17 protein-coding genes and 1 pseudogene are annotated in these 24,148 nt (G+C 70.1%); 12 read left to right on the forward strand and 6 right to left on the reverse strand.

Annotated features, from left to right (window positions below; genetic code table 11):
* Positions 1 to 23: 23 nt before the first annotated feature.
* Together ACZ48Z_RS41565 and ACZ48Z_RS41570 are read left to right on the forward strand one after the other, a co-directional pair.
* A complete protein-coding gene (locus ACZ48Z_RS41565) occupies positions 24 to 2,465 on the forward strand; it encodes a SpoIIE family protein phosphatase (protein ID WP_468741125.1) in 2,442 nt (813 codons plus the stop codon).
* Between the two features lie 69 nt (positions 2,466 to 2,534).
* Positions 2,535 to 3,812 carry a cytochrome P450 gene (locus tag ACZ48Z_RS41570; RefSeq protein ID WP_468741126.1) on the forward strand — a complete coding sequence of 426 codons (1,278 nt, stop codon included), beginning with the start codon at positions 2,535 to 2,537 and terminating at the stop codon, positions 3,810 to 3,812.
* Positions 3,813 to 3,888: 76 nt separating this feature from the next.
* Here the strand turns inward: ACZ48Z_RS41570 and ACZ48Z_RS41575 are convergent, their stop codons facing one another.
* The gene (locus tag ACZ48Z_RS41575; RefSeq protein ID WP_468741127.1) at positions 3,889 to 4,074 is read right to left on the reverse strand and encodes a hypothetical protein; all 186 of its coding nucleotides are present in this window, start codon (positions 4,072 to 4,074) and stop codon (positions 3,889 to 3,891) included.
* Positions 4,075 to 4,526: 452 nt separating this feature from the next.
* On the opposite strand from ACZ48Z_RS41575, the gene ACZ48Z_RS41580 reads away from it, so the two are divergent.
* Positions 4,527 to 6,212: a ribonuclease J gene (locus tag ACZ48Z_RS41580; protein ID WP_468741128.1), complete on the forward strand. Its 1,686-nt coding sequence runs from the start codon at positions 4,527 to 4,529 to the stop codon at positions 6,210 to 6,212.
* A 444-nt stretch (positions 6,213 to 6,656) separates the two neighbouring features.
* On the opposite strand, the gene ACZ48Z_RS41585 is transcribed toward ACZ48Z_RS41580, so the two are convergent.
* The gene (locus ACZ48Z_RS41585) at positions 6,657 to 7,916 is read right to left on the reverse strand and encodes an ROK family transcriptional regulator (protein ID WP_468741129.1); all 1,260 of its coding nucleotides are present in this window, start codon (positions 7,914 to 7,916) and stop codon (positions 6,657 to 6,659) included.
* A gap of 159 nt (positions 7,917 to 8,075) precedes the next feature.
* On the opposite strand from ACZ48Z_RS41585, the gene ACZ48Z_RS41590 reads away from it, so the two are divergent.
* The 6 genes and pseudogenes from ACZ48Z_RS41590 (at position 8,076) to ACZ48Z_RS41615 (ending at position 14,896) form a co-directional block, all read left to right on the forward strand.
* Positions 8,076 to 9,392, forward strand: a complete 1,317-nt coding sequence (locus ACZ48Z_RS41590) for an ABC transporter substrate-binding protein (RefSeq protein WP_468741130.1) — start codon at positions 8,076 to 8,078, stop codon at positions 9,390 to 9,392.
* A 5-nt stretch (positions 9,393 to 9,397) separates the two neighbouring features.
* Positions 9,398 to 10,387, forward strand: coding sequence for a carbohydrate ABC transporter permease (locus ACZ48Z_RS41595; RefSeq protein WP_468741131.1), 990 nt, complete (start codon positions 9,398 to 9,400; stop codon positions 10,385 to 10,387).
* 13 nt (positions 10,388 to 10,400) lie between these two features.
* Entirely contained in the window at positions 10,401 to 11,240 is an 840-nt protein-coding gene (locus tag ACZ48Z_RS41600) for a carbohydrate ABC transporter permease (protein ID WP_468741142.1), read from the forward strand.
* A 20-nt stretch (positions 11,241 to 11,260) separates the two neighbouring features.
* On the forward strand, positions 11,261 to 12,619 hold the full coding sequence (locus ACZ48Z_RS41605) for a GH1 family beta-glucosidase (protein ID WP_468741132.1): 1,359 nt from the start codon (positions 11,261 to 11,263) through the stop codon (positions 12,617 to 12,619).
* 207 nt (positions 12,620 to 12,826) lie between these two features.
* Positions 12,827 to 13,301 (forward strand): annotated as a pseudogene (locus ACZ48Z_RS41610) (LacI family DNA-binding transcriptional regulator); the annotation flags it as partial.
* Between the two features lie 356 nt (positions 13,302 to 13,657).
* Positions 13,658 to 14,896, forward strand: a complete 1,239-nt coding sequence (locus ACZ48Z_RS41615; RefSeq protein ID WP_468741133.1) for a PP2C family protein-serine/threonine phosphatase — start codon at positions 13,658 to 13,660, stop codon at positions 14,894 to 14,896.
* Positions 14,897 to 15,137: 241 nt separating this feature from the next.
* On the opposite strand, the gene ACZ48Z_RS41620 is transcribed toward ACZ48Z_RS41615, so the two are convergent.
* Complete coding sequence (locus tag ACZ48Z_RS41620) at positions 15,138 to 15,341, reverse strand: cold-shock protein (RefSeq protein WP_030303412.1); 204 nt, start codon at positions 15,339 to 15,341, stop codon at positions 15,138 to 15,140.
* A gap of 524 nt (positions 15,342 to 15,865) precedes the next feature.
* Here ACZ48Z_RS41620 and ACZ48Z_RS41625 point away from each other — a divergent pair.
* Positions 15,866 to 16,225 (forward strand): hypothetical protein, encoded by a 360-nt coding sequence (locus ACZ48Z_RS41625; protein ID WP_468741134.1) that lies wholly within the window; start codon positions 15,866 to 15,868, stop codon positions 16,223 to 16,225.
* Between the two features lie 112 nt (positions 16,226 to 16,337).
* Here ACZ48Z_RS41625 and ACZ48Z_RS41630 read toward each other — a convergent pair whose 3' ends face one another.
* Positions 16,338 to 16,967 (reverse strand): TetR/AcrR family transcriptional regulator, encoded by a 630-nt coding sequence (locus ACZ48Z_RS41630; RefSeq protein WP_468741135.1) that lies wholly within the window; start codon positions 16,965 to 16,967, stop codon positions 16,338 to 16,340.
* An 89-nt stretch (positions 16,968 to 17,056) separates the two neighbouring features.
* Here ACZ48Z_RS41630 and ACZ48Z_RS41635 point away from each other — a divergent pair, with 89 nt between their 5' ends.
* Positions 17,057 to 18,196, forward strand: a complete 1,140-nt coding sequence (locus tag ACZ48Z_RS41635; protein ID WP_468741136.1) for an acyl-CoA dehydrogenase family protein — start codon at positions 17,057 to 17,059, stop codon at positions 18,194 to 18,196.
* Positions 18,197 to 18,248: 52 nt separating this feature from the next.
* Here the strand turns inward: ACZ48Z_RS41635 and ACZ48Z_RS41640 are convergent, their stop codons facing one another.
* A complete protein-coding gene (locus tag ACZ48Z_RS41640) occupies positions 18,249 to 20,249 on the reverse strand; it encodes a WD40 repeat domain-containing protein (RefSeq protein WP_468741137.1) in 2,001 nt (666 codons plus the stop codon).
* A 170-nt stretch (positions 20,250 to 20,419) separates the two neighbouring features.
* Entirely contained in the window at positions 20,420 to 20,719 is a 300-nt protein-coding gene (locus tag ACZ48Z_RS41645; protein WP_468741138.1) for a hypothetical protein, read from the reverse strand.
* Between the two features lie 642 nt (positions 20,720 to 21,361).
* Here ACZ48Z_RS41645 and rph point away from each other — a divergent pair.
* Positions 21,362 to 23,956, forward strand: a complete 2,595-nt coding sequence (rph, locus tag ACZ48Z_RS41650) for a rifamycin-inactivating phosphotransferase (RefSeq protein ID WP_468741139.1) — start codon at positions 21,362 to 21,364, stop codon at positions 23,954 to 23,956.
* The last annotated feature ends 192 nt before the right edge of the window (positions 23,957 to 24,148 follow it).

The following is a 24,148-nucleotide window of genomic DNA, read 5'->3' on the forward strand; positions in this document are numbered from 1 at the left end:
CGACAGCATGAGGAACAGGCACCGTGAGTGATCTCCAGCAACCGCTCGAACCGCAGGGCAGCCCCCAGGCCTCGCGGGAGAAGGAACCGGTGGCCGACGGTGCGGCGGACCGCCTGGAACAGACCTCCCCGGTCGGCAGGCTCGCGGCGACCGTGGAGCGGCTGCGCCGCGAGGTGCGGGAGGCGCAGGCCGAGGCGGACGGGCGCGCCCTGATCGAACTGGCCAAGGGCATCCTGGTCGAGCGGTTGAGGTGCGGGCCCGCGCAGGCCGCGCGGCAGCTCGCCGAACTCGCCGGGCAGGCAGGGGTGTCGCCGCTCGAGTTCGCGGTCGACGTCATCAACCAGGCCTCGCGCGACCGGCTCTCGGAGGTGACCAACGCCTTCCTGGCCACCACCACGGCGGACACCCAGGCCGACGCCTCGCCGCACAGCCCTTCCTCCGCCGTACGGCTGCGGGCCGCCGAGAGCGGTGCGCTGGCCGCCCAGGACACCCAGGCCGTCGCCGACTCGCTGCTGGAGCACGCCCTGACCCCGCTGGGCGCGGAGGCGGTGGCCATCTGGGCGCTGGGGGCCGACGGCTCACTCGCCCTGGCCGGCAGCGCCGGGTTCTCCGCGGCCGAGGCCGAGCGCTGGCGGCATGTGCCGCCCGGGGTGGCGACCGTGGCGCGGCGCGGACTCGGTGAGCGCTCCGGGCACTGGGTCCGCAGCCTGTCGGAGACCGGCCTGCCCTCCATCGGTCGGCACCACCACCCCGACGGCGGCCGGTTCGCCGTACCGGCCGGGACCGGCGGGCGTATCCACGGCGTGCTGGAGATCTCCTGGCCCACTCCCCTGGACCCTCCCCGCCCGCAGATCGTCCGCCAGATCGAGGCCCTGGCCGAGCTGTGCGCGCACACGCTGGAGACCTACACGCTCCACCACGGTGAGGTGGACCCGGGGCCCGGGGTCCTGCCGGACGTCACCGAACTCATGGACCTGGCCGACGGGCTCCACGATCCGACCCTGGTGCTGGTGCCGCACCTGGACTCCGACGGTGAGCTGGCCGACTTCCGCATCCACCATGTCAACAGCCGCTTCCTGGACCCGGCAGGCCGGCCGCGAGGCGTGATCAACGGCGCGCTGCTGCTGGAGACGTATCCGATGGCCGCCGGGCAGAGCGAGCTGTTCGAGCGCGTCGAACGGGTCTATGCCACCGGCGAGCCCTACCGCGCCCACCGCATGCGGCTCACCGCCCTGGTGGACGACGTCCCCCTCGCGGCGGTCGCCGACATCAACATCAGCCGCCACGGCGGCAGCGTCCTGCTCATCTGGCGCATCGAGGACGAGACGGCCCGCCTGGCCAGCCTCCTCCAGCACGCCCAGCGCCTGGGCCGCATCGGCGGCTTCGAGGAGAACCTCCTCACCGGCGAGATCACCTGGAACGGACAGCTCTACGAGCTCTACGGCAGGCCCACCTCCAGCTCCCCCGTGTCCCTGGAGAACCTGCCCGCCCACGCCCACCCCGACGACGCCGTCGCCATCGGACGCTTCGTGCGCACCGTCCTTCACCACCACCGTCCCGCGTCGGCCGCCTTCCGCCTGCAACGACCCGACGGGGTCACCCGCCACATCCGCGTCGCGGCCGAGCCGGTCCTCGACTCCGACGGCCAGGTGAACGCCCTGCGCGGCGCCTACCAGGACATCTCCGCCCACCACTGGACCGAGGTCGCCCTCGCGGCCACCCGTGACCAACTCGCCCACAGCGAGCAGCAGTCCAGCGAACGCAACCGGCTCGCCCTCCAGTTGCAGCACGCCATCATGCCCCCGACCCAGGCGCCGCTGGAGGTTCCGGGACTGCAGGTGGCCGTGCGCTACCGACCCGCGGAGACCCAGCACCTGGTCGGCGGCGACTGGTACGACGCGGTCGTACTGCCGTCGGGGATGGTTCTGCTGTGCGTGGGGGACGTCGCTGGGCACGGCATCGAGGCGGCCACCGGCATGGTCGTCCTGCGCAACGCACTGCGCGGACTCGCCGTGACGGGCGCCGGCCCCGGCCAGTTGCTGTCCTGGCTCAACATGGTCACCCACCATCTGACGGGCGCCGTCACCGCCACAGCGGTCTGCGGCCTGTACGACCCCGACCTGAACACCCTTCGCTGGGCCCGGGCAGGTCATCTCCCGCCCGTCCTGGTGCGCGCCGCCGAGGCGGCCCCACTGCCCCTGGTCAAGGGCCTGCTGCTCGGCGCCCTGCCGGAGGCCGTCTACGAGGAGCACGAAGTCCAACTCGCCGTGGGCGACACCTTGTTGATGTACACGGACGGTCTGATCGAACGCCGTGACCGGTCCGTGGAGGAGTCCCTGGCCCAGCTCCTGACGGCCGCCCGCACGGGGCTGCCCGCACTGGACCAGCAACTGGACCGGCTGCTCACCCACAGCAGGTCCGACACCGACGACGACACCTGCATCGTGGGCATCCGCCTGGCCTGACCCGGTGGGCGCCGCCCGGAGCCGTACCGGGTTCGTCTCCTGTCGGGGCCGACGGGCACCCAGGACGACATGACTCGCAGTCCTCGCCTTCCGCTCGCAGGCAGTTCGCTCGCCGTCCTCGCCAAGGGATACGCCTGGCTGCACGACCGCCGACGCCGTACCGACGGCCCCCTGATACGCACCCGGGTCATGGGGCAGCACACCGTCGCCCCGCACGGCCCGCAAGCGGTGCGGTTCTTCTACGACGAACAGCATGCGGAGCGCGGGACAGCGCTTCCCGGCCCGGTGCTGAGCACGCTGTTCGGCCACGGGGCCGTGCACACCCTGGCCGGGCCGGCTCATCGCGTGCGCAAGCAGATGTTCCTCTCCCCGCTCACCGAGCCGCAGGCGGTCGCGAGCCTGGTGGAGCAGGTCGCCGCGGGGTGGGACGAGGCCGAGGCCGTGTGGTCCGCGCGTCTCTCGGTCGTGCTGTTCGACGAAGCGAGCAGGGTTCTCACCCGAGGCGTCTGCCGGTGGGCCGGGATTCCTCTCGACGATTCCGAGCAGACGGCCTGCGACCTGGTCGCCATGGTCGACGGCTTCGCCACTCCGGGCCCCCGCCACTGGCGGGCCCGCCGAGCCCGGGCCCGTTCCGGGGCGTGGCTGGGACACCTGGTCGAGGAGGTGCGGGACGGGGCCGTCTCTGCGGCGCCGGGGTCCCCGCTGGACGTGGTGGTCCGGCACCGGGACTTCGACGGACGGCTCCTGGACCCGCGCACCGCCGCCGTCGAAGTGCTCAACATCATTCGCCCCACCGTCGCGGTCTGCTGGTTCGTCGCCTACGCCGGTCACGCCCTGCACCTGCACGTCGGGCCCGAAGTCCGGGAACGGCTGCGGGAGGACGACGCCCACGCCCTGGCGTTCGCCCATGAGCTGCGCCGTTTCTACCCCTTCGCGCCCTTCCTCGGCGGGCGGGCCGTAACGGACCTCACATGGCGGGGAGAACCCATCCCCTCCGGTGCACTGGTCCTGCTCGACCTGTACGGGCAGAACCACGATCCCTCGCTCTGGAACGATCCGTACTCCTTCGACCCGGAACGCTTCCTGAACCGAACTCTTCATCGCGACGACCTCGTACCCCAGGGCGGGGACGACCCGGCCACCGGTCACCGCTGCCCCGGCGAGGACATCACGGTCGCGCTGCTGCGGGACCTGGTGCCGCGGCTGGCCCGGCTGGAATACGCGGTACCCCGGCAGGACCTGTGGATCCCGCTGAACCGCCTGCCGGCACGTGTGCGCAGTGGATTCGTCATCGCCGCCGTCCGTGTGCCGACAGCGGTCCGCCGAGCACGACAGCCGGCGAACTGAGGACCGCCTCGCGAACGGTGACCGACGGAACGCGGGACGAGGCGGCAGCTGAGGCGCCTGCCACAGCTGCCGGCGGTCAGGCCCCGGACCGGCTCATCCGGCGTCCGGCCTTCACCGCCGCACCGACCAGTGCGGTGGCCACGGCCGTCCTGCGCAGCGCGGTGCGGCGCCGCCCGCCCCAGCCTCCGTGCACGGCTCCCTCGCCGGGAGCGGGCACATGAAGGGCCCCATGGGTGGCCGGGGCCACCTCCTCCTGCCTCATGGGCAGGAGGAGACTCCGGACTTCGACATCTACGACCACAGCGTCAGCGGCCTCGCCCCGAGCGGCGCGCTCGCCACGACCCGCCGTGCGGCGTACCGCGGTTCCCGGGCGGGCCGTCGGGGGAAGTCGGCCCCACGCCGGCAGGACTGATCAGGGGGACCAGGGGTTGTTCCGGCACGGGTACCGCCCTCGGAAGGCTCGCCGACATTCCGTCGCCTGGAGTCCTGAAGTGCTGGAATCCTCGTCAGCCGCCGAAGCAGCAGGCGGCCGGGGCCTGGCTTCGGCGACCGAATCCGGCTGAATCGACGACGCTGTCGCGGCCGTACAAGACACCGCCCTGCTGCCTCGCCACGCCGATTGGCCCCAGTTCTCCGGCATCGTCCCCACCGGTTCGCCGGACAGCACAGGGGGCAATGGATCAGCACGTCCCACTCTCCGGGTAACGTCAAGGTATGAGTCATCCGCACCCCGAACTGAAAGCCGCCCCGCCTCTTCCCGAGGGAGGGCTGCGGGTCGTCGCCCTGGGCGGCCTTGGTGAGATCGGCCGCAACATGACGGTCTTCGAGCACGCCGGCAAGTTGCTGATCGTCGACTGCGGCGTGCTGTTCCCCGAGGAGAACCAGCCCGGCGTCGACGTCATCCTGCCGGACTTCACGTCGATCCGGGACCGGCTGGACGACATCGTGGCCGTGGTGCTCACCCACGGCCACGAGGACCACATCGGCGGCGTGCCGTATCTGCTGCGCGAGCGGTCCGACATCCCCGTCGTCGGTTCCAAGCTGACGCTGGCGTTCCTGGAGGCCAAGCTCAAGGAGCACGGCATCCGGCCGCGCACGGTGCGGGTACGGGAGGGCGACCGGCGCGGCTTCGGGCCCTTCGACTGCGAGTTCGTCGCGGTCAACCACTCCATCCCGGACGGCCTCGCGGTCGCGATCCGCACCGGCGCCGGGATGGTGCTGCACACCGGCGACTTCAAGATGGACCAGTTCCCGCTCGACGAACGCATCACCGACCTGCGCGCTTTCGCCCGCCTCGGCGAGGAGGGTGTGGATCTCTTCCTGACCGACTCCACCAACGCCGAGGTTCCCGGCTTCACGACCTCCGAGCGTGAGCTGAACCCGGCGATCGAGCAAGTGATGCGCACCGCGCCGCGCCGTGTCATCGTCTCCAGCTTCGCCAGCCATGTGCACCGCATCCAGCAGGTCCTGGACGCCGCCCACCAGCACGGCCGCAAGGTCGCCTTCGTCGGCCGGTCGATGGTCCGCAACATGGGCATCGCCCGTGACCTGGGTTACCTGAAGGTCCCGTCGGGTCTGGTCGTGAGCACCAAGGAGCTGGAGAAGCTCCCGGATCACAAGATCACCCTGGTGTGCACGGGTTCCCAGGGCGAGCCGATGGCCGCGCTGTCCCGCATGGCCAACCGCGACCACGTGATCCGCATCGGCAAGGGCGACACCGTCCTGCTCGCCAGTTCCCTCATCCCCGGCAACGAGAACGCCATCTACCGGGTGATCAACGGGCTCACCCGGTGGGGCGCCCACGTGGTCCACAAGGGCAACGCCAAGGTGCACGTCTCGGGGCACGCCAGCGCCGGCGAACTCGTGTATTGCTACAACATCGTCAAGCCCCGCAACGTCATGCCCGTGCACGGCGAATGGCGTCACCTGCGGGCCAACGGTGACCTCGCCATCCGGACCGGCGTCGACCCCGACCGGGTCGTCATCGCCGAGGACGGTGTCGTCGTCGACCTCGTCGACGGGCGCGCGTCCATCACCGGCAAGGTTCCCGCCGGCAACGTCTACGTGGACGGTATGGAGGTCGGCGGCGCCACCGAGGCGTCCCTCAAGGACCGCCTCACCCTCGCCTCCGAGGGCGTGGTCACGGTGGTGGCGATCGTCGACGCGGACACCGGGGCCCTCGCCGAGGCTCCCGACTTCCTGGCGCGCGGTTTCGTCCACGACGACACCACGTTCGAGCCGGTGATCCCCGTCATCGAGAAAACGCTGGCCACCGCGGCCGAGGAAGGCGTCGGCGACGCGCGCCAGCTCGAACAGCTCCTGGCCCGCGCCGTGGCGAACTGGGCGTTCCGCGCCCACCGCCGCAGGCCTCTCATCATCCCCGTCATCATCGACGCCTGAGGAACACCCCAGCAGCACGGTCCCCGGTTCGACCGGGGACCGGCACGGGAGTGCATCGCACCGGAGAAGCTCGGGTGCGATGCACTCCCGTGTGGTGTGTCATCGGGAACGCGTCACGTCAAGCTTGTCGGTGCCGAGGTGAGCGGGACCGCCCCGGACAGCACCTTCGATTCCTCGGCCGACGGTGTGTGCTGGCGGGGACCGACCGGTACGGCGCGGAGGCAGCCCTCCGATGCCTCTCCCCCACCGAGGCAGCCCTCGATGCCTCTCCCCACCGAGAACCCTGCGCCCACGCCGGACACCACGGTCATGCTCCCGCCATGGCCCGCAAGCCGGGGCCCGACCGGTGGCGGCGATCGCCTCACTGACACCGGTCCGGCAGGTGAGCCGCGCCGGCCGATGGCCTCCCCCGCGAGGACGGGAAGCACGTCGGCCCTCGCCTGATCAACCGTGCGCGACCTCGCCCTCCCGCCTGCGCGGCCCGCGCTCTCCGCCCCGGGCGAAGAAGTCGGCGAGGGGCAGGATCGCGGCGCCGACCGTGACCGCATCGGGGCCGAGCCTGCCGAGGTCGATCGAGACGCGTTCGGCCGGGTGGTGCAGGGAGTACGCGGCGGCATGCCGGCGTACCGCGGGCAGGAAGCGGGGACCGAGCAGAACCCCCGCCCAGCCACCGATGAGGATGCGCTCGGGCTGGAAGAGGTTGATCAGGTCGGAGAGGCCCGCGCCCACGAACTCGGCGGCGTCGTCAAGGACGGCGAGGGCCACCGGGTCGGCGTCGGCGCTCTCGGCCGGGTGGGCGGCAGCGAGCATCGCGGCCAGCGCCGTCTCCTCGTCGGTGTCCTCCGGCGGGTGCCCGCCGTCCTCGCGCCAGCGCTCCAGGAGTGCCCCCGCGCCCGCGTACGCCTCCAGGCATCCCTGGGCGCCGCAGCGGCAGCGTCGCCCCCGGACCTGTACGGTCACATGCCCCCACTCCAGTGGCCGGCCGTACTCGACCTCCTCGGTGACGAGGCAGGCGCCGATGCCCGAGCCGAAGAGGACGACGACCGCGTTGCGGCAGCCGCGGCCGGCGCCGAACCAGAGTTCGGCCTGGCCCAGGGTGCGGGCACCGTTGTCGATGAAGTACGGGACGGAGTCGGGAAGTTCACAGGTCGCACGCAACAGGGATTCGAACGGGACGGCGTCCCAGCCGATCGTCTGGCCGTGGACCACGGCTCCGTCCTCGGGGGTACGGGCCACGATGCCGGGGACACCGATGCCCACCCCCAGCAACTGTTCGGGGGCGATGCCGGCCTCCGCGAGAACCTCGGCGATGCCGTCCCGGATGTGGCCGACGATGACCTCGACGTCGTAACCGTGATGCTCCAAAGGCCGCTCGGTGCGGGCGAGTTCGGTGAGCGTGAGGTCGAACAGCTCGATGCGGACGCGGGTTTCGCCGACGTCGACGCCGATCATGTGGCCACTGGCGGGGGCGACGCGCAGCAGGGTGCGGGGGCGGCCGCCGTCGGACTCGACGGTACCGGCCTCCTCGACGAGGTTGTCCTCGACCAGTTCCGCCACCACGTTGCTGATGGAGCCGGCGCTCAGACCGGTGGCCGGGGCCAGCTCGAAGCGGCTCATCGGCCCGTCGAAATACAACCGTTGCATGACGGCGGTGCGATTGCCCCGCCGCAGGTCACGCACTGTCCGCCCGCTCCGCCCCGCCATGCTGCGCCCCTTCGATCGGCTCGACCTGCAAGATACCGCCGTCCCATCCCTTGACGCACCTTTCCTTCGCGTCTTAAATCACGCTCTAAATTAACTCATGCGCTGTGGTTCGGGAAGCGAACGCACGCATGGGTCCCCCCTGGAAGGGACGCCAGAGCCATGCGCAGAACCCGAGCCGCGGCCGCCGGTGCGGTCACCATCTCCCTGCTGACCGCCGTGACCGCCTGTGGCGGCGGCTCGTCGACCAGCGGCGGGTCCAACGACTCGCCGAAGACCCTGACCTACTGGGCCTCCAACCAGGGCGCCAGCATCGAGGTCGACAAGAAGGTCCTCCAGCCCGAGCTGGAGAAGTTCCAGAAGCAGACCGGCATCAAGGTCAAGGTCGAGGTCGTCCCCTGGTCCGACCTGCTCAACCGGATCCTCACCGCGACCACCTCCGGCCAGGGCCCCGACGTCCTGAACATCGGCAACACCTGGAGCGCCTCTCTCCAGGCCACCGGCGCGCTGCTGCCCTGGAACGCCAAGAACTTCGCCGCGATCGGCGGCCGGGACCGCTTCGTCGACTCCGCCCTCGGCTCCACCGGCGCCCAGGGCCAGGATCCGGCCGCGATCCCGCTCTACTCGATGTCCTACGCCCTCTACTACAACAAGGAGATCTTCGCCGACGCCGGCATCACCAAGCCCCCGGCCACCTGGGACGAACTGATCGCCGACGGCAAGAAGATCCAGGCCAAGGGCAAGTCGGCGCTCGGCGCGGAGGGCGCGAACCTCTCGGAGAACATCCACCACGTCTTCGTCTTCGCCAAGCAGCACGGCGGCGACTTCTTCACCTCCGACGGCAAACCCGACTTCACGAACGACAACGTGGTGGCCGCGGTCAAGCAGTACGTCGACCTCATGGCCAAGGACAAGGTCATCCCGACCGGCGACGCCGAGTACGCCCAGAACCAGTCCGTGAGCGACTTCGCCAAGGGCAAGCAGGCCATGCTGCTGTGGCAGTCCGCGTCCGCCAACTTCAAGTCCCAGGGCATGAGCGAGGACAAGTACGGCATCGCGCCCGTGCCCGTGCAGTCCGGCGCCCCGGGCGGCGGCACGCAGGTCAACTCGGCCGTCATGGGCATCAACCTGGCCGTCTTCAAGAACACCGACAACATCGACGGCGCCAAGAAGTTCGTGAAGTTCATGACCAGCGACGCCGAGCAGAAGATCCTCAACACCGCATACAGCTCCATCCCGCCGGTGAAGAGCGTGCAGGGGGACTCCGTCTTCGCCTCGGGCGCCAACGCGGTCCTCAAGGACACCCTTGCCACCAGCGCGGCCGCGCTGCCGCAGGTCGCCGACGAGTCGCAGTTCGAGACGGCCGTAGGGACCGCCGTCAAGGACCTGTTCGCCGACGCGGCCGCCGGACGCGCGGTCACCACCGAGTCGGTGAAGGCTGCGCTGGAGAAGGCCCAGCAGCAGATGCCGACGAAGTGAGCACGATGACCACCACCGCGCCCGCCGAGGCCGCCGTGCGCAAGAACCCTTCCGGGGCCGAGCCCGGTCCCCGCCGCCGCCCCGGAAGGATCCGCCGCATCGGGCTGCCGTATCTGCTCCTGCTGCCGGCCCTCCTCCTCGAACTCCTCGTCCACCTGGTGCCGATGGCCATCGGCATCGTGATGAGCTTCAAGGAACTCACGCAGTTCTACATCCGCGACTGGGGCACCGCGCCCTGGTCCGGCCTGGACAACTACAAGGTGTCGGTGGACTTCGACGCCCCGGTCGGCCAGGCCCTGCTGCACTCCTTCCTCGTCACCGTCGCCTTCACCCTCCTGTCGGTCGGCCTGTGCTGGCTGATCGGCACGGCGGCGGCGATCTACCTTCAGGACACCTTCCGCGGCCGGGGCCTGCTGCGCGCCCTGTTCCTCATCCCGTACGCCCTGCCGGTCTACGCGGCCGTCATCACCTGGGTGTTCATGTTCCAGCACGACAACGGACTGGTGAACCACGTCCTGCACGACCAGCTCCACCTCACCGACAAGCCCTCGTTCTGGCTGATCGGCGACAACAGCTTCTACACACTGCTCACGGTGTCCGTGTGGAAGGGTTGGCCGTTCGCCTTCCTCATCCTCATGGCCGGCCTGCAGAACATCCCCGGCGAGCTGTACGAGGCGGCGGCCCTGGACGGCGCCGGGATGTGGCAGCAGATCCGCCGCATCACGCTTCCGTCGCTGCGCCCGGTCAACCAGGTCCTGCTCCTGGTCCTGTTCCTGTGGACGTTCAACGACTTCAACACGCCCTACGTCCTGTTCGGCAGGTCGGCGCCGGAGGCGGCGGACCTCATCTCGGTGCACATCTACCAGGCGTCCTTCGTCACCTGGAACTTCGGCACCGGCTCCGCAATGTCCGTACTCCTGCTGCTGTTCCTGCTCGTGGTGACGGGCGTCCACCTCCTGCTGACCTCACGGGGAAGGAAGCCGGCCCATGGCTAGCACCAACTCGCCCATGGCTCCGCCGCGTTCGTTCTTCTGGTCCCGGCGGATCTTCCTCACCCTGCTCACCGGCTTCGTCCTGCTGCCGGTCTACGTCATGGTCTCCAGCTCGCTGAAGCCGCTCGCCGACGTCACGGGCGAGTTCCACTGGCTGCCCAGCGAGGTGACCATCCGGCCGTACATCGACATCTGGTCCACGATCCCGCTCGCGCGGTACTTCGTGAACTCACTGATCGTGGCGGGCGCGGCGACCGTCTGCTCGGTGGTGATCGCGGTGTTCGCCGCGTACGCCGTCAGTCGTTACGAGTTCCGCGGCAAGCGGGTCTTCACGGTCACCGTGCTGTCCACGCAGATGTTCCCGGGCATCCTCTTCCTGCTGCCCCTCTTCCTGATCTACGTCAACATCGGCAACGCCACCGGCATCGCCCTGTTCGGCTCGCGCGGCGGCCTGATCCTGACGTATCTGACCTTCTCGCTGCCGTTCTCGATCTGGATGCTGATCGGGTACTTCGACTCGGTGCCGCGCGAGTTGGACGAGGCGGCTCTGGTCGACGGCTGCGGCCCGCTCGGCGCCCTCTTCCGGGTCGTCGTACCGGCCGCGATCCCCGGCATCGTCGCGGTCGCCGTCTACGCCTTCATGACCGCCTGGGGCGAGGTGCTCTTCGCATCGGTGATGACCAACGACACCACCCGCACCCTCGCCGTCGGCCTCCAGGGCTACTCCACGCTCAACAACGTGTACTGGAACCAGATCATGGCCGCCTCGCTGGTCGTCAGCGTGCCCGTGGTCGCCGGATTCCTCCTGCTGCAGCGCTACCTCGTCGCGGGGCTGACGGCGGGCGCCGTCAAGTGACCGAACCGGAAAGGACCCGCGTGACCATCGACCTCGCCGCACTCCCGGACGACTTCCTGTGGGGCACCGCCACGGCGGCCTACCAGATCGAAGGAGCCGTCGCCGAGGACGGCCGCTCCCCGTCGATCTGGGACACCTTCTCGCACACGCCGGGCAGGGTCGCGGGCGGTGACACCGGCGACGTGGCCTGCGACCACTACCACCGCTGGCGCGAGGACATCGGCCTGATGCGGCAACTCGGCACCAACGCCTACCGGTTGTCGATCGCCTGGCCACGCGTGCTGCCCGGCGGCGACGGCCCGGCCAACCCCAAGGGGCTCGCCTTCTACGACGAGTTGATCGACGGCCTGTTGGAGGCAGGCATCACCCCGTCCGTCACCCTCTATCACTGGGACCTGCCCCAGGTGCTCCAGGACCGCGGCGGCTGGCCGGCGCGCGACACGGCGGAGCACTTCGCCGCGTACGCCTCGGTGATGGCCGAGCGACTGGGTGACCGGGTGAAGCACTGGACCACCCTCAACGAACCTCTCTGCTCGGCGTGGATCGGCCACCTGGAAGGCACGATGGCCCCCGGCCTCACCGACCTCACGGCCGCCGTCCGCGCCTCCTACCACCTGCTCCTCGGCCACGGCCTGGCCACACAGGCGATCCGCGCGGCGGCTCCGGGTGCCCAGGTCGGCATCGTCACCAACCTCTCCACGATCCACGCCGCCACCGACCGGCCGGACGACCTCGACGCCGCCCGCCGCATGGACGGCCACACCAACCGCTGGTGGCTCGACCCGATCCACGGCCGCGGCTTCCCGGACGACATGCGTGCCGTGTACGGCGTCGAACTCCCGGAAAAGCCGGGCGACTTGGCGGTGATCGCCGCACCGCTGGACTGGCTGGGCCTCAACTACTACATGCCGGCCACCGTCGCCGACGACCCCACAGGACCGGCGCCGCGGGCCCGTCAGGTCCCACGACCCGGCGTGCCCCGCACCGGCATGGGCTGGGAGGTCGACGCCTCCGGCATCGAGACCCTCCTGCTCCGCCTCACGAACGAGTACGGCGCCCGCAAGCTGTACGTCACCGAGAACGGCTCCGCCTACCCCGACGTCGTACGGCCCGACGGGACCATCGACGACCCGGAACGCCAGGACTACCTGATCAGCCACCTGGCCGCCTGCGCGTCCGCCGCCCGCAAGGGCGCCCCGCTGGCCGGCTACTTCACCTGGTCCCTGCTCGACAACTTCGAGTGGGCCTACGGCTACGACAAGCGGTTCGGTCTGGTCCACGTCGACTACACGACACAGAAGCGCACGATCAAGGGCACCGGACACCGGTACGCGGACATCGTCAGGGCGCACGCGGAAAGGGGGCGCAAGGCCGCCTGAGGATACACAGCGGCTGGGTGACAGGGCCCGGTCCGCCACCGTCCGTCGGAACCGTCGCCGCCCAAACCCTTGACGTACAGCTCCCGGCTGCGTCGACATGACCACGCGGTCTGACCGCGTGGTCATACAGGTGACCTGGATCGATGCAGACGTACGGCCGTCGGGAGACTTCATGGCGCCAGTGGTGGGACGGAGCGAGGCTCCTCCGTGCCGCGCAGCGCGGACGTAGCCCGGCTGGCCGGGGTGTCGCGCAAGACGGTCTCCCGTGTCCTCAACAGCGAACCGTACGTCTCCGAGGAAGCCCGCACGAAAGTCCTCGCAGCCGCCGAGGACCTCGGCCACCGGCTGAACCAGGCGGCCAGGACACCGGCCTCCGGGCGTACCGGGTCCATCGGTGTGGTCGCCCTGGTCACCGCCGGGTACGGAACCGCTTCCCTGCTCGTGCACATCGAGCGGGCCGTGCGCGACGCGGGGTACGCGCTCCGCATGGTCAACACCCCGGACGGGCGACCCGACGAGCATCGCCGGCGCCGTGGCGGCCCTGCTGGAGCAGGGCGTGGACGGCGTCGTCATCTCGGAACCCGTCGTGGAGGGCGACGTCGGCGTACGCATCGACGTCCCCGTCCTCTTCCCGGGGGCTCCGCCGTCCTTCACCGCCTCGCGCACCGTGACCGTGGGTGTCGAGCGGACCGATAACCCCGCCCCCTGCACACCGCCCCCACCGCGACGAACCCACTGGACGCCCCGCAACGGCCACGAGCGCCGACCTTGCGTCACACCACCTGGCCTCATCCGATCGGATCCGGCAGCCGGCCGACGGGAAAACCGGAACTGGGCCGAGGAATGCCGTTCAGGGACCCTGCGGTGCAATATCATCTGCCCGGCACCGGACTCGACGCGGGCTCTCGTGCACCCGGGACGCAACCCTGGACAACCAGCGAGCGGCGAGGAGCCACCGTGACCGTATGCGGGCCTGACGGGGAGGGTGGGCCGACCACCCGTATTCCGGAGAACGCAGACGGCCGGGGCAGCGGGTCGATGTCCTTGGCCGGGATGCTGTCGGCCGCGGAGACCGCCGCACCCGTGGAGTCACTCGACGTGGTGGCGCGCATACTCAAGGAGCATCTGGGGGCGGCGTCCGTGTCGTTCCTCATCACCGACTTCACGGGCGGCTCGGTCGTACGACTGGGGGCGGCCGGCAGCGTCGAGACCGACAAGCCCGCCCAGCGCATCACACTGCGGGGCACCCTGTACGACGACGTGATCCGCACCCAGCGGCCCCGCGTGGACGTCGGCGACGAGGGCGCGCTGGTCCGGATCGTCGCTCCTGTGACCAATCGCGGGGACGCCATCGGACTCCTCGAACTGTTCCTGCCGACGGCGCCGGACGCGGAGGTGATGCGGGAGATCGGCGAGGCCGCGCACGCTCTGGCGTACATCGTGATCGCGAACCGGTCCTTCACCGACGTGTACCAGTGGGGCCGCCGCACCGTCCCGCTGAGCCTTGCCGCGGAGATCCAGCACCGGCTGCTTCCCGCGTCGCTGGCGTCCGAGGCGGCGCAGTTCGCGGTGGCCGGGGCACTGGAACCCGCCGACCACGTCGGAGGCGACACCTTCGACTACGTCATCGACCGGGACACGGTCCAGCTCTCCGTCACCGATGCCATGGGGCACGATGTGAAGGCGGCGCTGCTCGCGACACTCCTGGTGGGTGCCCTGCGCCGGGCCCGGCGGGCCGGTGCCGATCTCGCCGAACAGGCCCGTCAGGCCGACCAGGCAATGCGCGAACACGGCCGCGGGAGCTATGTCACCGGCCAGCTCCTGCGGATCAGCCTGATCGACGGCAGGACCGAGTTCGTCAACGCCGGGCATCCCTGGCCGCTGCGGATGCGGGACGGTGAGGTGCGTGAGATCGCTCCGAAGGTCGATTTGCCGTTCGGCTTCGACGCCCCTCACAGCTACCGGGTCCAGACGCTGGACCTGCGTGAGGGCGACCGGCTGGTGATGCTGACCGACGGCATGCTTGAGCGCAACGCCAATCGGGTCGATCTGTCGGACCTGATCACCCGCACCCGTGCGCTGCACCCCCGTGAGGCCGCTCGCACCCTCATCGCGGCCGTCGTGGACGCCAACCAAGGCCACCTGCTGGACGACGCGACCGTCATGTGCCTGGACTGGCGCGGCGTCGGGAACTCCCAGCGGGACGCCGACACCGGCGCCGACCTCGGCGACGCCTCCGCCGCATCACGGACGGGATGGACCGGTCCGGGGCGATGACTCGGGGACTTCTCCGGTCCCGTTCCGGTAAGCCCTCGGCCGGGCCGAAGGGGGTGTGCTGCTCCGGGTGACCGTGTCCCCCGGAGCGCCACAACAGATCGGGGCCGCGCAGCCATCGCTGCGCGGCCCCGCTCCTGTTCACGCCCGGCACGAAAGCAGGCCCCTACGTCCGATGTCCGCCCCCGTTACGGGCGACGGCCACCTGCCGCGTTGCACGCGATCGCTCGGGCAGAGCCCCGAGTCAGGCCGGGGTGATGTTCTCGGCCTGCGGGCCCTTCTGCCCCTGGGTGACGTCGAACGTCACGACCTGACCCTCCTGGAGCTCACGAAAGCCCGAGGAGTTGATCGCGGAGTAGTGCGCGAAGACGTCCGGGCCGCCGCCGTCCTGGGCGATGAAGCCGAAGCCCTTTTCCGCGTTGAACCACTTCACAGTTCCCGTTGCCATGTCAATGCCTTCCAAGTCGGTGACGCCTCCCACTCCATGTGGCAGGCGGAGGTGATCGCCCTGGTCCCTGCGGCACAGCACAGCAAAATGCCCACACCAAAGGCGCGGGCTAGAGAGAACTCCGAACCACGACAGCTGACGCTGACGCTACACGCCCGCACTCCGCGTCACCATAGGAAACGATCACCTTGCACACGAGACTGTGCGCGCGGCGCCCGCGGACGCGGACGAACACGCTCATCTCCCCCTGCCGCCGTCGGGTTCACTCATGTGACGGCGCGGCGAGACGGGTGGTGACCCGGTGCCGTACGACAGCCGCACATCCGGACCCGAGCGTGTGCCCCCGGCTGGACCGGGCAGCCCCGGCGGCTTCGGCCGGCCCGGGGTGGACCACCTCGCCCACGTCATCGCGGCCGCGCCGACGCGGTCATCGGACCCCCTCCGGGACACAACGGTGACCGCCCGCACTTCCCGGTCGCGCCACCTGGTCATCAGCGGGGCGGCCGGTAAATATAATCTGCGTCATGCCGAAGCCTGACGAACTGCTCGTTGACATCGCCACCTTGGTGGAGTCCGGGCACAGCAATCAGATGTCCCTGACCGTAGTGACCGGTGGAGCTGTCATCACCGGCCGGCTGGCTCCCGAAGCAGTGTGGAGGCAGAGGGTGTCGGACGTGCTGATGGATTCCGCCCGTCTGAGCGAGTTCTCCGCCGTGTTCTCCACCCCAGCGAAGAAGGACGACCCACCCACCTACCTGCACTTCCACGTCGCCCGCATCCTGCAGGGCACGGTCGGGATCCCGGAGACGGGCGGGATGTACCGCGTGGCGATCGAGGACGTCAGCGCCTGGACCATGGGCGACTTCAGCTATTCCGACCGCTGAGCGGTCACCGCGCCGCGGAGTGCGTGCGGCGGCTGATCCCTTGCCGCGTCTTGGCCCGGGGGACTTCGTGGTGCTGACGTCCCCCGGGCCTTCCGCTTGCGTCAGAGGCAGCTCATGAGCCGCCCGCACTGCAGCGCGTCCAGCGAGTCAGGCCTCGCAGCAGGAGTTCGGAGAGCTGGGCGTAGGCCTCGGCGTCGCCGAGGCCTGTGGCCGCGGTGACCCGACGCTGCTGGATCCGGACCATCACCGAGGTGATCACGTCGGCGGCGAAGGCCACGTGCACCTCGCGGAACACGCCCGCCGCGACGCCTTCGTCGATCAGCTGCTCCACTCGACCGGCGGCCGCTCGCGTGTTGCGTTCGTACACCTCCGCAGCGGGCTCGAACCCCGCCACGTCGTCGAAGAACCGCGGAGACAGCGGGCCGAGCTCCGCCGCCACGGCGTGGAGATAGGCCGCCAGCCTGGCCGCCGGATCGCTCTCGGCGGCCAAGGCCGCATCGACTCGTTCGGTGGCCCCCCGGAAGAAGTGCACCACCACGGCCCGGACCAGTTGTTCCTTGCTGCCGGCCAGCCCGTACAGCGTGCGCTTCGAACACCGCAGTCGGGCCGCGAGGTCGTCCAGGGTGAAGTGGACGAAGCCCTCCTCGGTGAGCAGCGCCACGAGCGCCTCGAACAGCTCGGAGCGCCGGGCGGCACCCCGGCCCGCGGGCTTCGGGCCGGTTGGGGTGGAGGCCTTGATCATCCGGTCAGTATCCCAGGCGTGACATCCCACCGATAAGAGCTACGCTAAGCGGTACTGACGTACCTCTCTGAGTACCGCTTGGAGCTCCGATGACTGTCGACCGCATGCTTCCCACTCAGGAGGCCGAGGACCTGATCGCCCTGACCCGCGAGCTCGCCGAGAAGGAACTCGGCAAGCGGGTCGAGGAGCACGAGGTCGACGAGGCCTACCCCGAGGGCCTGTTCGCCGTCCTCGGACAGGCCGGTCTGCTGGGTCTGCCCTACCCGGAGGAGTTCGGGGGCGGAGGTCAGCCGTACGAGGTGTACCTGCAGGTCCTGGAGGAACTGGCGAGCCAGTGGGCCGCGGTCGCCGTGGCCACCAGCGTGCACACGCTGGCCTGCCACCCGCTGCACGCGTTCGGCACCCCGGCGCAGAAGGAGGGCTGGCTGCCCCGGATGCTCGCCGGTGAGCTCCTCGGCGGCTACAGCCTCTCCGAGCCGCAGGCCGGCTCGGACGCGGCAGCCCTGGCCTGCAAGGCCGAACGCACCGCGGAGGGCTACCGCATCACCGGTACCAAGGCGTGGATCACCCACGGCGGCAAGGCCGACTTCTACGCCCTCTTCGCCCGCACCGCGCCGGGCAGCCAGGGGATTTCCTGCTTCCTTGCTCCAGGTGCGACGGAGGGCCTCTCGTTCGGGCGGCCCGAACGCAAGATGGGGCTGCACTCCATCCCGACCACCTCAGCCATGTGGGACGGTGCGGTCATCGGCACCGATCGGCTCATCGGCGCCGAGGGCCAAGGCCTGGAGATCGCGTTCAGCGCCCTCGACAGTGGTCGGCTCGGGATCGCGGCGTGCGCCACCGGGCTCGCCCAGGCGGCCCTGGACACGGCCGTCGCCTACGCCAACGAGCGCACCACCTTCGGCCGCAAAATCGTCGACCACCAAGGGCTTGGCTTCCTCCTCGCAGACATGGCCGCGGCGGTGGATTCCGCCCGCGCCACCTACCTGGACGCCGCCCGCCGTCGCGATCTCGGCCGCCCCTTCAGCCGCCAGGCCAGCGTCGCCAAACTGGTGGCCACGGACGCCGCGATGAAGGTCACCACCGACGCAGTCCAGGTGCTGGGTGGATACGGCTACACCCGTGACTTCCCCGTCGAGCGCTACATGCGCGAGGCGAAGATCATGCAGATTTTCGAGGGAACGAACCAGATCCAGCGGCTGGTCATCAGTCGCCACCTCGCCCACTGATGACACGGCAGGGGACTGCGGCTCCCCCGTCTCCAGTGGGAGGCCGCAACGTTCACTGCCTCGTGAGCGGGAGTCCGAGGACTCCACCGGCGTGTCCGACGATCAGGTCGGGGCCGGCCGTGGCCAGGCAGGTGACCGCCACGTCCAGGGCGATGTGCTGCACCGTGCCGGTCTCCGGTTCCCATACCCGGAGCCTGTGCCCCAGTTTGCTGCCGGTGACCAGGACGGTACGGCCACCGTCCAGGGTGGTGGCAGCGAGGACGGGAAGGCCGGCGGTGCCTGTCGAGGCGGGCAGACCGTCACCGACCGGGGCGCCGGTCGCAGGGTCCCACAGCATGACCGTCCCGCGGTTGTCAGCGGTGGCCAGCAAGGTCCGGTCCTGTGTGGGCACAGCCGCCACAGCCGCCGCGCGGTGATCGGCATCGTCGAGCGCACGTCCGCTCAGCCCTACGGCCGCCCCTCGTTCCCACGGGTCGTCCACCGCTGGATCCCACACATGAACGCGGCCTGCGGTGTCCGCGGCCGCGACCAGGGCATGGCCGACCGCGATCGGGACGGCGGCGATCGACTGGATCGGGCTGCCATAGGGGTTGAGGCGTCCGACGGACTCACCGGTGACCGGATCCCACAAGCTGACCGCACCTCGGGGAGTGGCGGTGACGAGCAGGGTCCGGCCGTCCGGGACGGTCGCGGTGCACATGCCGGTCACTCCACCCGGCCGGTTGCCGACAGGTTCGCGAACCGGCCGCCCGGTGGCAGGGTCCCACCAGGCGATCGTCCCGGTGTCGCCTCCGCTCGCCACGAGGGTGCGGCCATCGGGCAAAAGCAGGGACGTCATCGAGCGGACACGGTCAGGATGTCCCGGCATCGGCTCCTGGACGAGTCGGCCGTCGGCCGCGTCCCACAGGCCCACCACGCCCTGCTCCCCGCCACCGGCCACGAGTGCCGGCAGACCGGGGCGGGCCACCACCGTCACCGAGTCGACACCCCCGAACGGGCCGGACACGGAATCCGAGAACACTGACATACGGCCCCAGGGTGTGCCGTCGCCCGCGAGCAGTGCGTTCCCGTCCTGCCGGAACCGGGTCGCCGCCTGTGTCGTTCGGCCGGGCGCTGTCGGCTGCCCGGCGGGAGCGGGCTTGTCGGAGTCCGGCTCCGTCACCATCACATGGTTCTGAGGGCGCGCACCGTACGGGTTCTCCGCCAGGCCGTCGGCGATCGTCCATGTCTGTTCGCAGTCCCAGCAGCGGAAGTGGCCGTTGAGCGCCATCAGTTGGCGGGCCGATTCCCTTCCGGCCTGCTGCGGGATGCCCTTGGCCGCGACCGTTCCGGCGACCAGACACAGGACGGCCTGCGCCGGTGTCCCGGGGGCTACCCCTGCCACCGCGGTTTCGCGTGCCACGCGCATAAAGGGCTTCCACTCCTCCCCCAGCGCACCTTCCTGCAGAGTCGCGGCGAGCTCGTCCCAGGGATGCCCTTCCTGGCGGGCAGGGGCGGGATCAGGCAGTCCCGGAGCACCGAAGGGCAAAGGTGCCGGTTCCTCGAAGAAGTCGGGGATCTCGGTATCGCTCCCGCACCCGGGACACGACAACAGCAGCAGGCCGTTTTCCTGGAGATCGACGACCCGCCCCAGTGCTTCGCCCATGTGGTGGCCGACGAAGACCACGCAGGAGAGCGCGAGGGCGCAGACCTGGGCGGGAGTGCCGGCGGCAAGGAGACTGCGTACGGCAGCCCGCTCAGCCAGACACAGTGCGGCGCCGAACCCCGCCTCAAGATCGGCCGGGACGGGGGGCCTGTGGTCCGCGGTCACGATGAACCCCAGGTCCACCCAGAACTCGACGGTCTGTCCCGCAGGCAGGGTCGCGGCCGCCTCGACGACGTACGGCAGCGCTGCGTAGGCCCCGTCGAAGAGGACTCCGTCGTCCATCAAGCCCTGGGACAGATACGCCCAGGTCTGCTTCCATTCGTCGCCGGTCCCGTTGCTGGCGGTGGCGGCCGCAGAGGCCGTGGAGGCCATCTGCTCCAGGAGCGCTTGCACCTCCTCGGCGGTCACACCGTCAAGGTCCCGCCAACGCGGGCTGTGCAAGGACAACTTGGGAATCATGGAGCGAGTCTCACAATCAGCGGGGGCCATCTGCCCAGCCGCCGCAGAGGGACACCGGTGGCTTCGTCAAAGCAGCGGAGAGGACATGGCGTGTCGTATCCGCACTCGATGCGCGCGATTCAGCGGACGACCTCGAGACGGCCGGGCGATGTCATGAGCTGCGGAGTGCGGTACTGCAGAGTGACCGTCTCACCGGCCGCGACCTGGACGGTGGTGCCGGCCGGGCAGCAGCGTGCCTTGAACAGGTACCGGAAATAGACGTCGACCTTGTGTGACCCGGGGGTCAACGCAATGAAGCGGTCGCGCCAAGAACCGCTCTGGGCCTTTCCGTCGATCTCGATCGTCAGGCGTACGAAAAAGAGAAAAAACTGCATGGGGTTGTGTCGCCCCTGCACAGAGATGCCCGTTCGCGTGGACAAGTCGCCTCTTCCGTTGTGTTGAGGTCGTCGAAGCGTGAAAGCGAGGGCAGTTCACGTCGAGTCGTCGGCGCCGCAGCGACAGCCCCCGGCTCGCGGGAAGGATCACCCACCCGGCGATACCCACGCCGGGCAAGTCTCCCCATTGTCCCGACGCCGGACATCCGTGGAACTACGTAGCCCGATACGCGTATGTCCACCGCCGGCAGGGCACGTCCATGGCCGAACCCACCAGCCGTGAAGTCGTAGAGCCGGGTCCACCCGCCGGACCGCACATGGCAAAGGCAAGGAGAGAACTCTCCTTGCCTCTCTCAAGTTATAACGCAGAGGGGGGCTTGCGGCAAGGCCCCGGGGACGGCGCAGAATCGTCGGCCGAGGCCACAAGCTGCGGAAACGAGGGCACGGCGTGCGTGTGTTGTTGTCGGCGTATGGGAAACGCGGTGACGCCGAACCGGTGGTGGCACCGGCAGTTCGGTTACAGGGGCTCGGCGCGGAAGTGCGGGGGTGCCCGCCGCCCGGTTCATCGGAAGGAAGGCAACGGGGGATGAGGACGTACCAGGCAACAGGCTCGACCGAGTGGGAGTCGTCGGTGATTCGACCGGCCTTCGCCGTGCGACGGAGCATCGCTGCCACGGAGGTGTCCAAGTGAGCGAGCAGTATGTGCTGGGCCTTCAGGACGTGGACGAGACGCAGGCCGAACTCGTCGGGGGCAAGGGCGCGCATCTGGGCGGGCTTTCGCGGATCGAAGGCATCCGCGTGCCGGGTGGTTTCTGCGTGACGACGGACGCCTTCCGGCGGCTCATGGCAGAAGTGCCCTCGATCGACGAGCAGCTCGATCAGCTGTCGCGACTGAACCCCGACGACCGGGAAGCCATCCGCACGCTCAGTGCCGGGATCCGCCGGACCATCGAGGGGACCGCCATGCCGGGCGATCTCGCGGCGGCGATCACCCATGCGCTCGGCCGGCTCGGCGAGCAACACGCCTACGCCGTCCGTTCCAGCGCGACGGCGGAGGACCTGCCGACGGCTTCCTTCGCCGGCCAGCAGGACACGTATCTGAACGTCGTGGGGCCGACGGCGATCCTCCAGCATGTCAGCCGGTGTTGGGCATCGCTGTTCACCGAGCGGGCCGTGACCTACCGCCAACGCAACGGAATCGACCACCGCACCGTCCACATGGCGGTGGTCGTGCAGCGGATGGTCTTCCCGCAGGCCTCCGGCATCCTGTTCACGGCCGACCCGGTCTCGGGCAACCGGAAGGTCTCCACCGTGGACGCCGGATTCGGCCTGGGCGAGGCCCTGGTCTCCGGCCTGGTGAACCCGGACGTCTTCACGGTGCGCGACGGCGAGGTCGTCGCCAGGACGATCGCCGCGAAAGAGCGTGCCATCCATGCTCTGCCGGCCGGCGGCACGCGGGAAGTGACAATCGACTCGCAGCGGCAGGGGCAGCCGTCGCTGACGGATGCCCAGGTCGTACGGCTCGTTCGGCTCGGACGGCGGATCGAAGCGCACTTCGGTCGCCCCCAGGACATCGAGTGGTGCCTGGTCGATGACGGCTTCCAGATCGTGCAGAGCCGGCCGATCACGACGCTGTTCCCCATCCCCGAGGCCGAGGACCAGGAGAATCACGTCTACGTCTCCGTCGGCCATCAGCAGATGATGACCGACCCCATGAAGCCCTTGGGGCTCTCCATGTGGCAGCTGACGGCCATGGCACCGATGCACGCGGCCGGCGGGAGGCTCTTCGTCGACGTCACCCGGCGCCTGGCCTCGCCCGCGAGCCGGGCCGGCCTCCTGGACCTCATGGGGAAGGGCGATCCGCTGGTCAGGAATGCCCTGGAGACCGTACTCGCCGAGGATTTCGTCCCGTCGCTCCCGGACACGGGCCCCGGTGGGCCACCGGCCGGCGGTACGCCCACCCCGGCCGAGGCCGATCCCGCCATCGTCACCGAACTGATCGAGCGCAGCCAGGTGTCCAACGCCGCCCTGGCGCGCGACATCCGGACGAAGACCGGGCCCGCGCTGTTCGAGTTCCTGACGGAGGCGTTCGGGGAACACAAGCGCGTACTCAGTGATCCGCCGAACCTGCAGGCGATCATGGCGGGGATGGAGGCCACGTGGTGGCTCAACGCCAGGCTGCAGGAGTGGCTGGGCGAGAAGAACGTGGCTGACACGCTCACGCTGTCCGCCCCCGACAACGTCACCTCGGAGATGGGGCTGGCACTGCTCGACGTCGCCGACGTGATCCGCCCGTGGCCGGAGGTGGTGGCGTTCCTGGAGGGCGTCGAGGACGAGGACTTCCTGGACGAGCTGGCCAAGCTCCCGGGCGGAACCGAAGCGCGCGACGCCATCGAGGGCTACCTCGACCGGTACGGCATGCGCTGCGTCGGCGAGATCGACATCACGAGGCCACGTTGGCGCGAGCGCCCCACCACGCTCGTGCCCGTGATCCTCGACAACGTCAGGAACTTCGAACCGGGAGCGGCCGAACGGCGCTTCGAGCAGGGGCGGTTGAAGGCGCAGAACAAGGAAGAGGACGTGCTGTCACGGCTGCGGGCCCTGCCGGACGGGGACCGCAAAGCCGACGAGACCAAGCGGATGATCGACCAGGTCCGGGCGTTCGCCGGATACCGGGAGTACCCGAAGTACGGCATCGTCAGCCGCTACTTCATCTACAAGAAGGCCCTGTTGGAGGAGGCCGACCGCCTTGTCCGGGCAGGAGTGCTCGCTGAGAGGGAGGACGTCTACTACCTCACCTTCCAGGAGTTCCACGACGCCGTGCGCTCGAACCGGGTGGATGACCGGCTCATCCGGGAGCGCAAGGACGCGTTCCGGGCGTACCAGGCGCTCACACCGCCCCGAGTTCTCACGTCGGACGGCGAAGCGCTCTCGGGGTCGTACCAGCGCGACGATGTGCCGGACGGCGCCCTCACCGGCCTGGCGGTCTCCGCGGGGACCGTCGAGGGACGGGCCCGCGTCATCCTGGACATGGCGGACGCCGATCTCGAAGCGGGCGACATCCTGGTCACTACCTTCACGGACCCGAGCTGGTCGCCGCTCTTCGTCGGGATCGCGGGTCTGGTGACGGAGGTGGGCGGCCTGATGACCCACGGCGCGGTGATCGCCCGGGAGTACGGCCTGCCGGCCGTCGTGGGCGTGGCCCAGGCGACCCGGCTGATCCGGGACGGACAGCGCATCCGCGTGCACGGAACCGACGGCTACGTCGAGATCCTGCCCTGACCGGCCGTACGGAGGACTCCCCCGCGTGGCCGGCTCCTCCCTCGCGCAGGCGTCGCTGACATGAGCCGGCGTGGGGGGGGGGGGGGGGGGGGGGGGGGGGGGGGGGGGGGGGGGGGGAGGGGGGGGGGGGGGGAGGGGGGGGGGGGGGGGGGGGGGGGGGGGGGGGGGGGGGGGGGGGGGTGGGGGGGCGGG

This window comes from Streptomyces sp. NPDC031225 (genome assembly GCF_055570355.1).

Coding starts and splice junctions, on each gene's coding strand:
- ACZ48Z_RS41570 (WP_468741126.1), top strand. CDS start 2,535: ATGACTCGCAGTCCTCGCCTTCCGCTCGCAGGCAGTTCGCTCGCCGTC.
- ACZ48Z_RS41575 (WP_468741127.1), bottom strand. CDS start 4,074: ATGAGGCAGGAGGAGGTGGCCCCGGCCACCCATGGGGCCCTTCATGTG.
- ACZ48Z_RS41580 (WP_468741128.1), top strand. CDS start 4,527: ATGAGTCATCCGCACCCCGAACTGAAAGCCGCCCCGCCTCTTCCCGAG.
- ACZ48Z_RS41585 (WP_468741129.1), bottom strand. CDS start 7,916: ATGGCGGGGCGGAGCGGGCGGACAGTGCGTGACCTGCGGCGGGGCAAT.
- ACZ48Z_RS41590 (WP_468741130.1), top strand. CDS start 8,076: ATGCGCAGAACCCGAGCCGCGGCCGCCGGTGCGGTCACCATCTCCCTG.
- ACZ48Z_RS41595 (WP_468741131.1), top strand. CDS start 9,398: ATGACCACCACCGCGCCCGCCGAGGCCGCCGTGCGCAAGAACCCTTCC.
- ACZ48Z_RS41600 (WP_468741142.1), top strand. CDS start 10,401: ATGGCTCCGCCGCGTTCGTTCTTCTGGTCCCGGCGGATCTTCCTCACC.
- ACZ48Z_RS41615 (WP_468741133.1), top strand. CDS start 13,658: ATGTCCTTGGCCGGGATGCTGTCGGCCGCGGAGACCGCCGCACCCGTG.
- ACZ48Z_RS41620 (WP_030303412.1), bottom strand. CDS start 15,341: ATGGCAACGGGAACTGTGAAGTGGTTCAACGCGGAAAAGGGCTTCGGC.
- ACZ48Z_RS41625 (WP_468741134.1), top strand. CDS start 15,866: ATGCCGAAGCCTGACGAACTGCTCGTTGACATCGCCACCTTGGTGGAG.
- ACZ48Z_RS41630 (WP_468741135.1), bottom strand. CDS start 16,967: ATGATCAAGGCCTCCACCCCAACCGGCCCGAAGCCCGCGGGCCGGGGT.
- ACZ48Z_RS41635 (WP_468741136.1), top strand. CDS start 17,057: ATGACTGTCGACCGCATGCTTCCCACTCAGGAGGCCGAGGACCTGATC.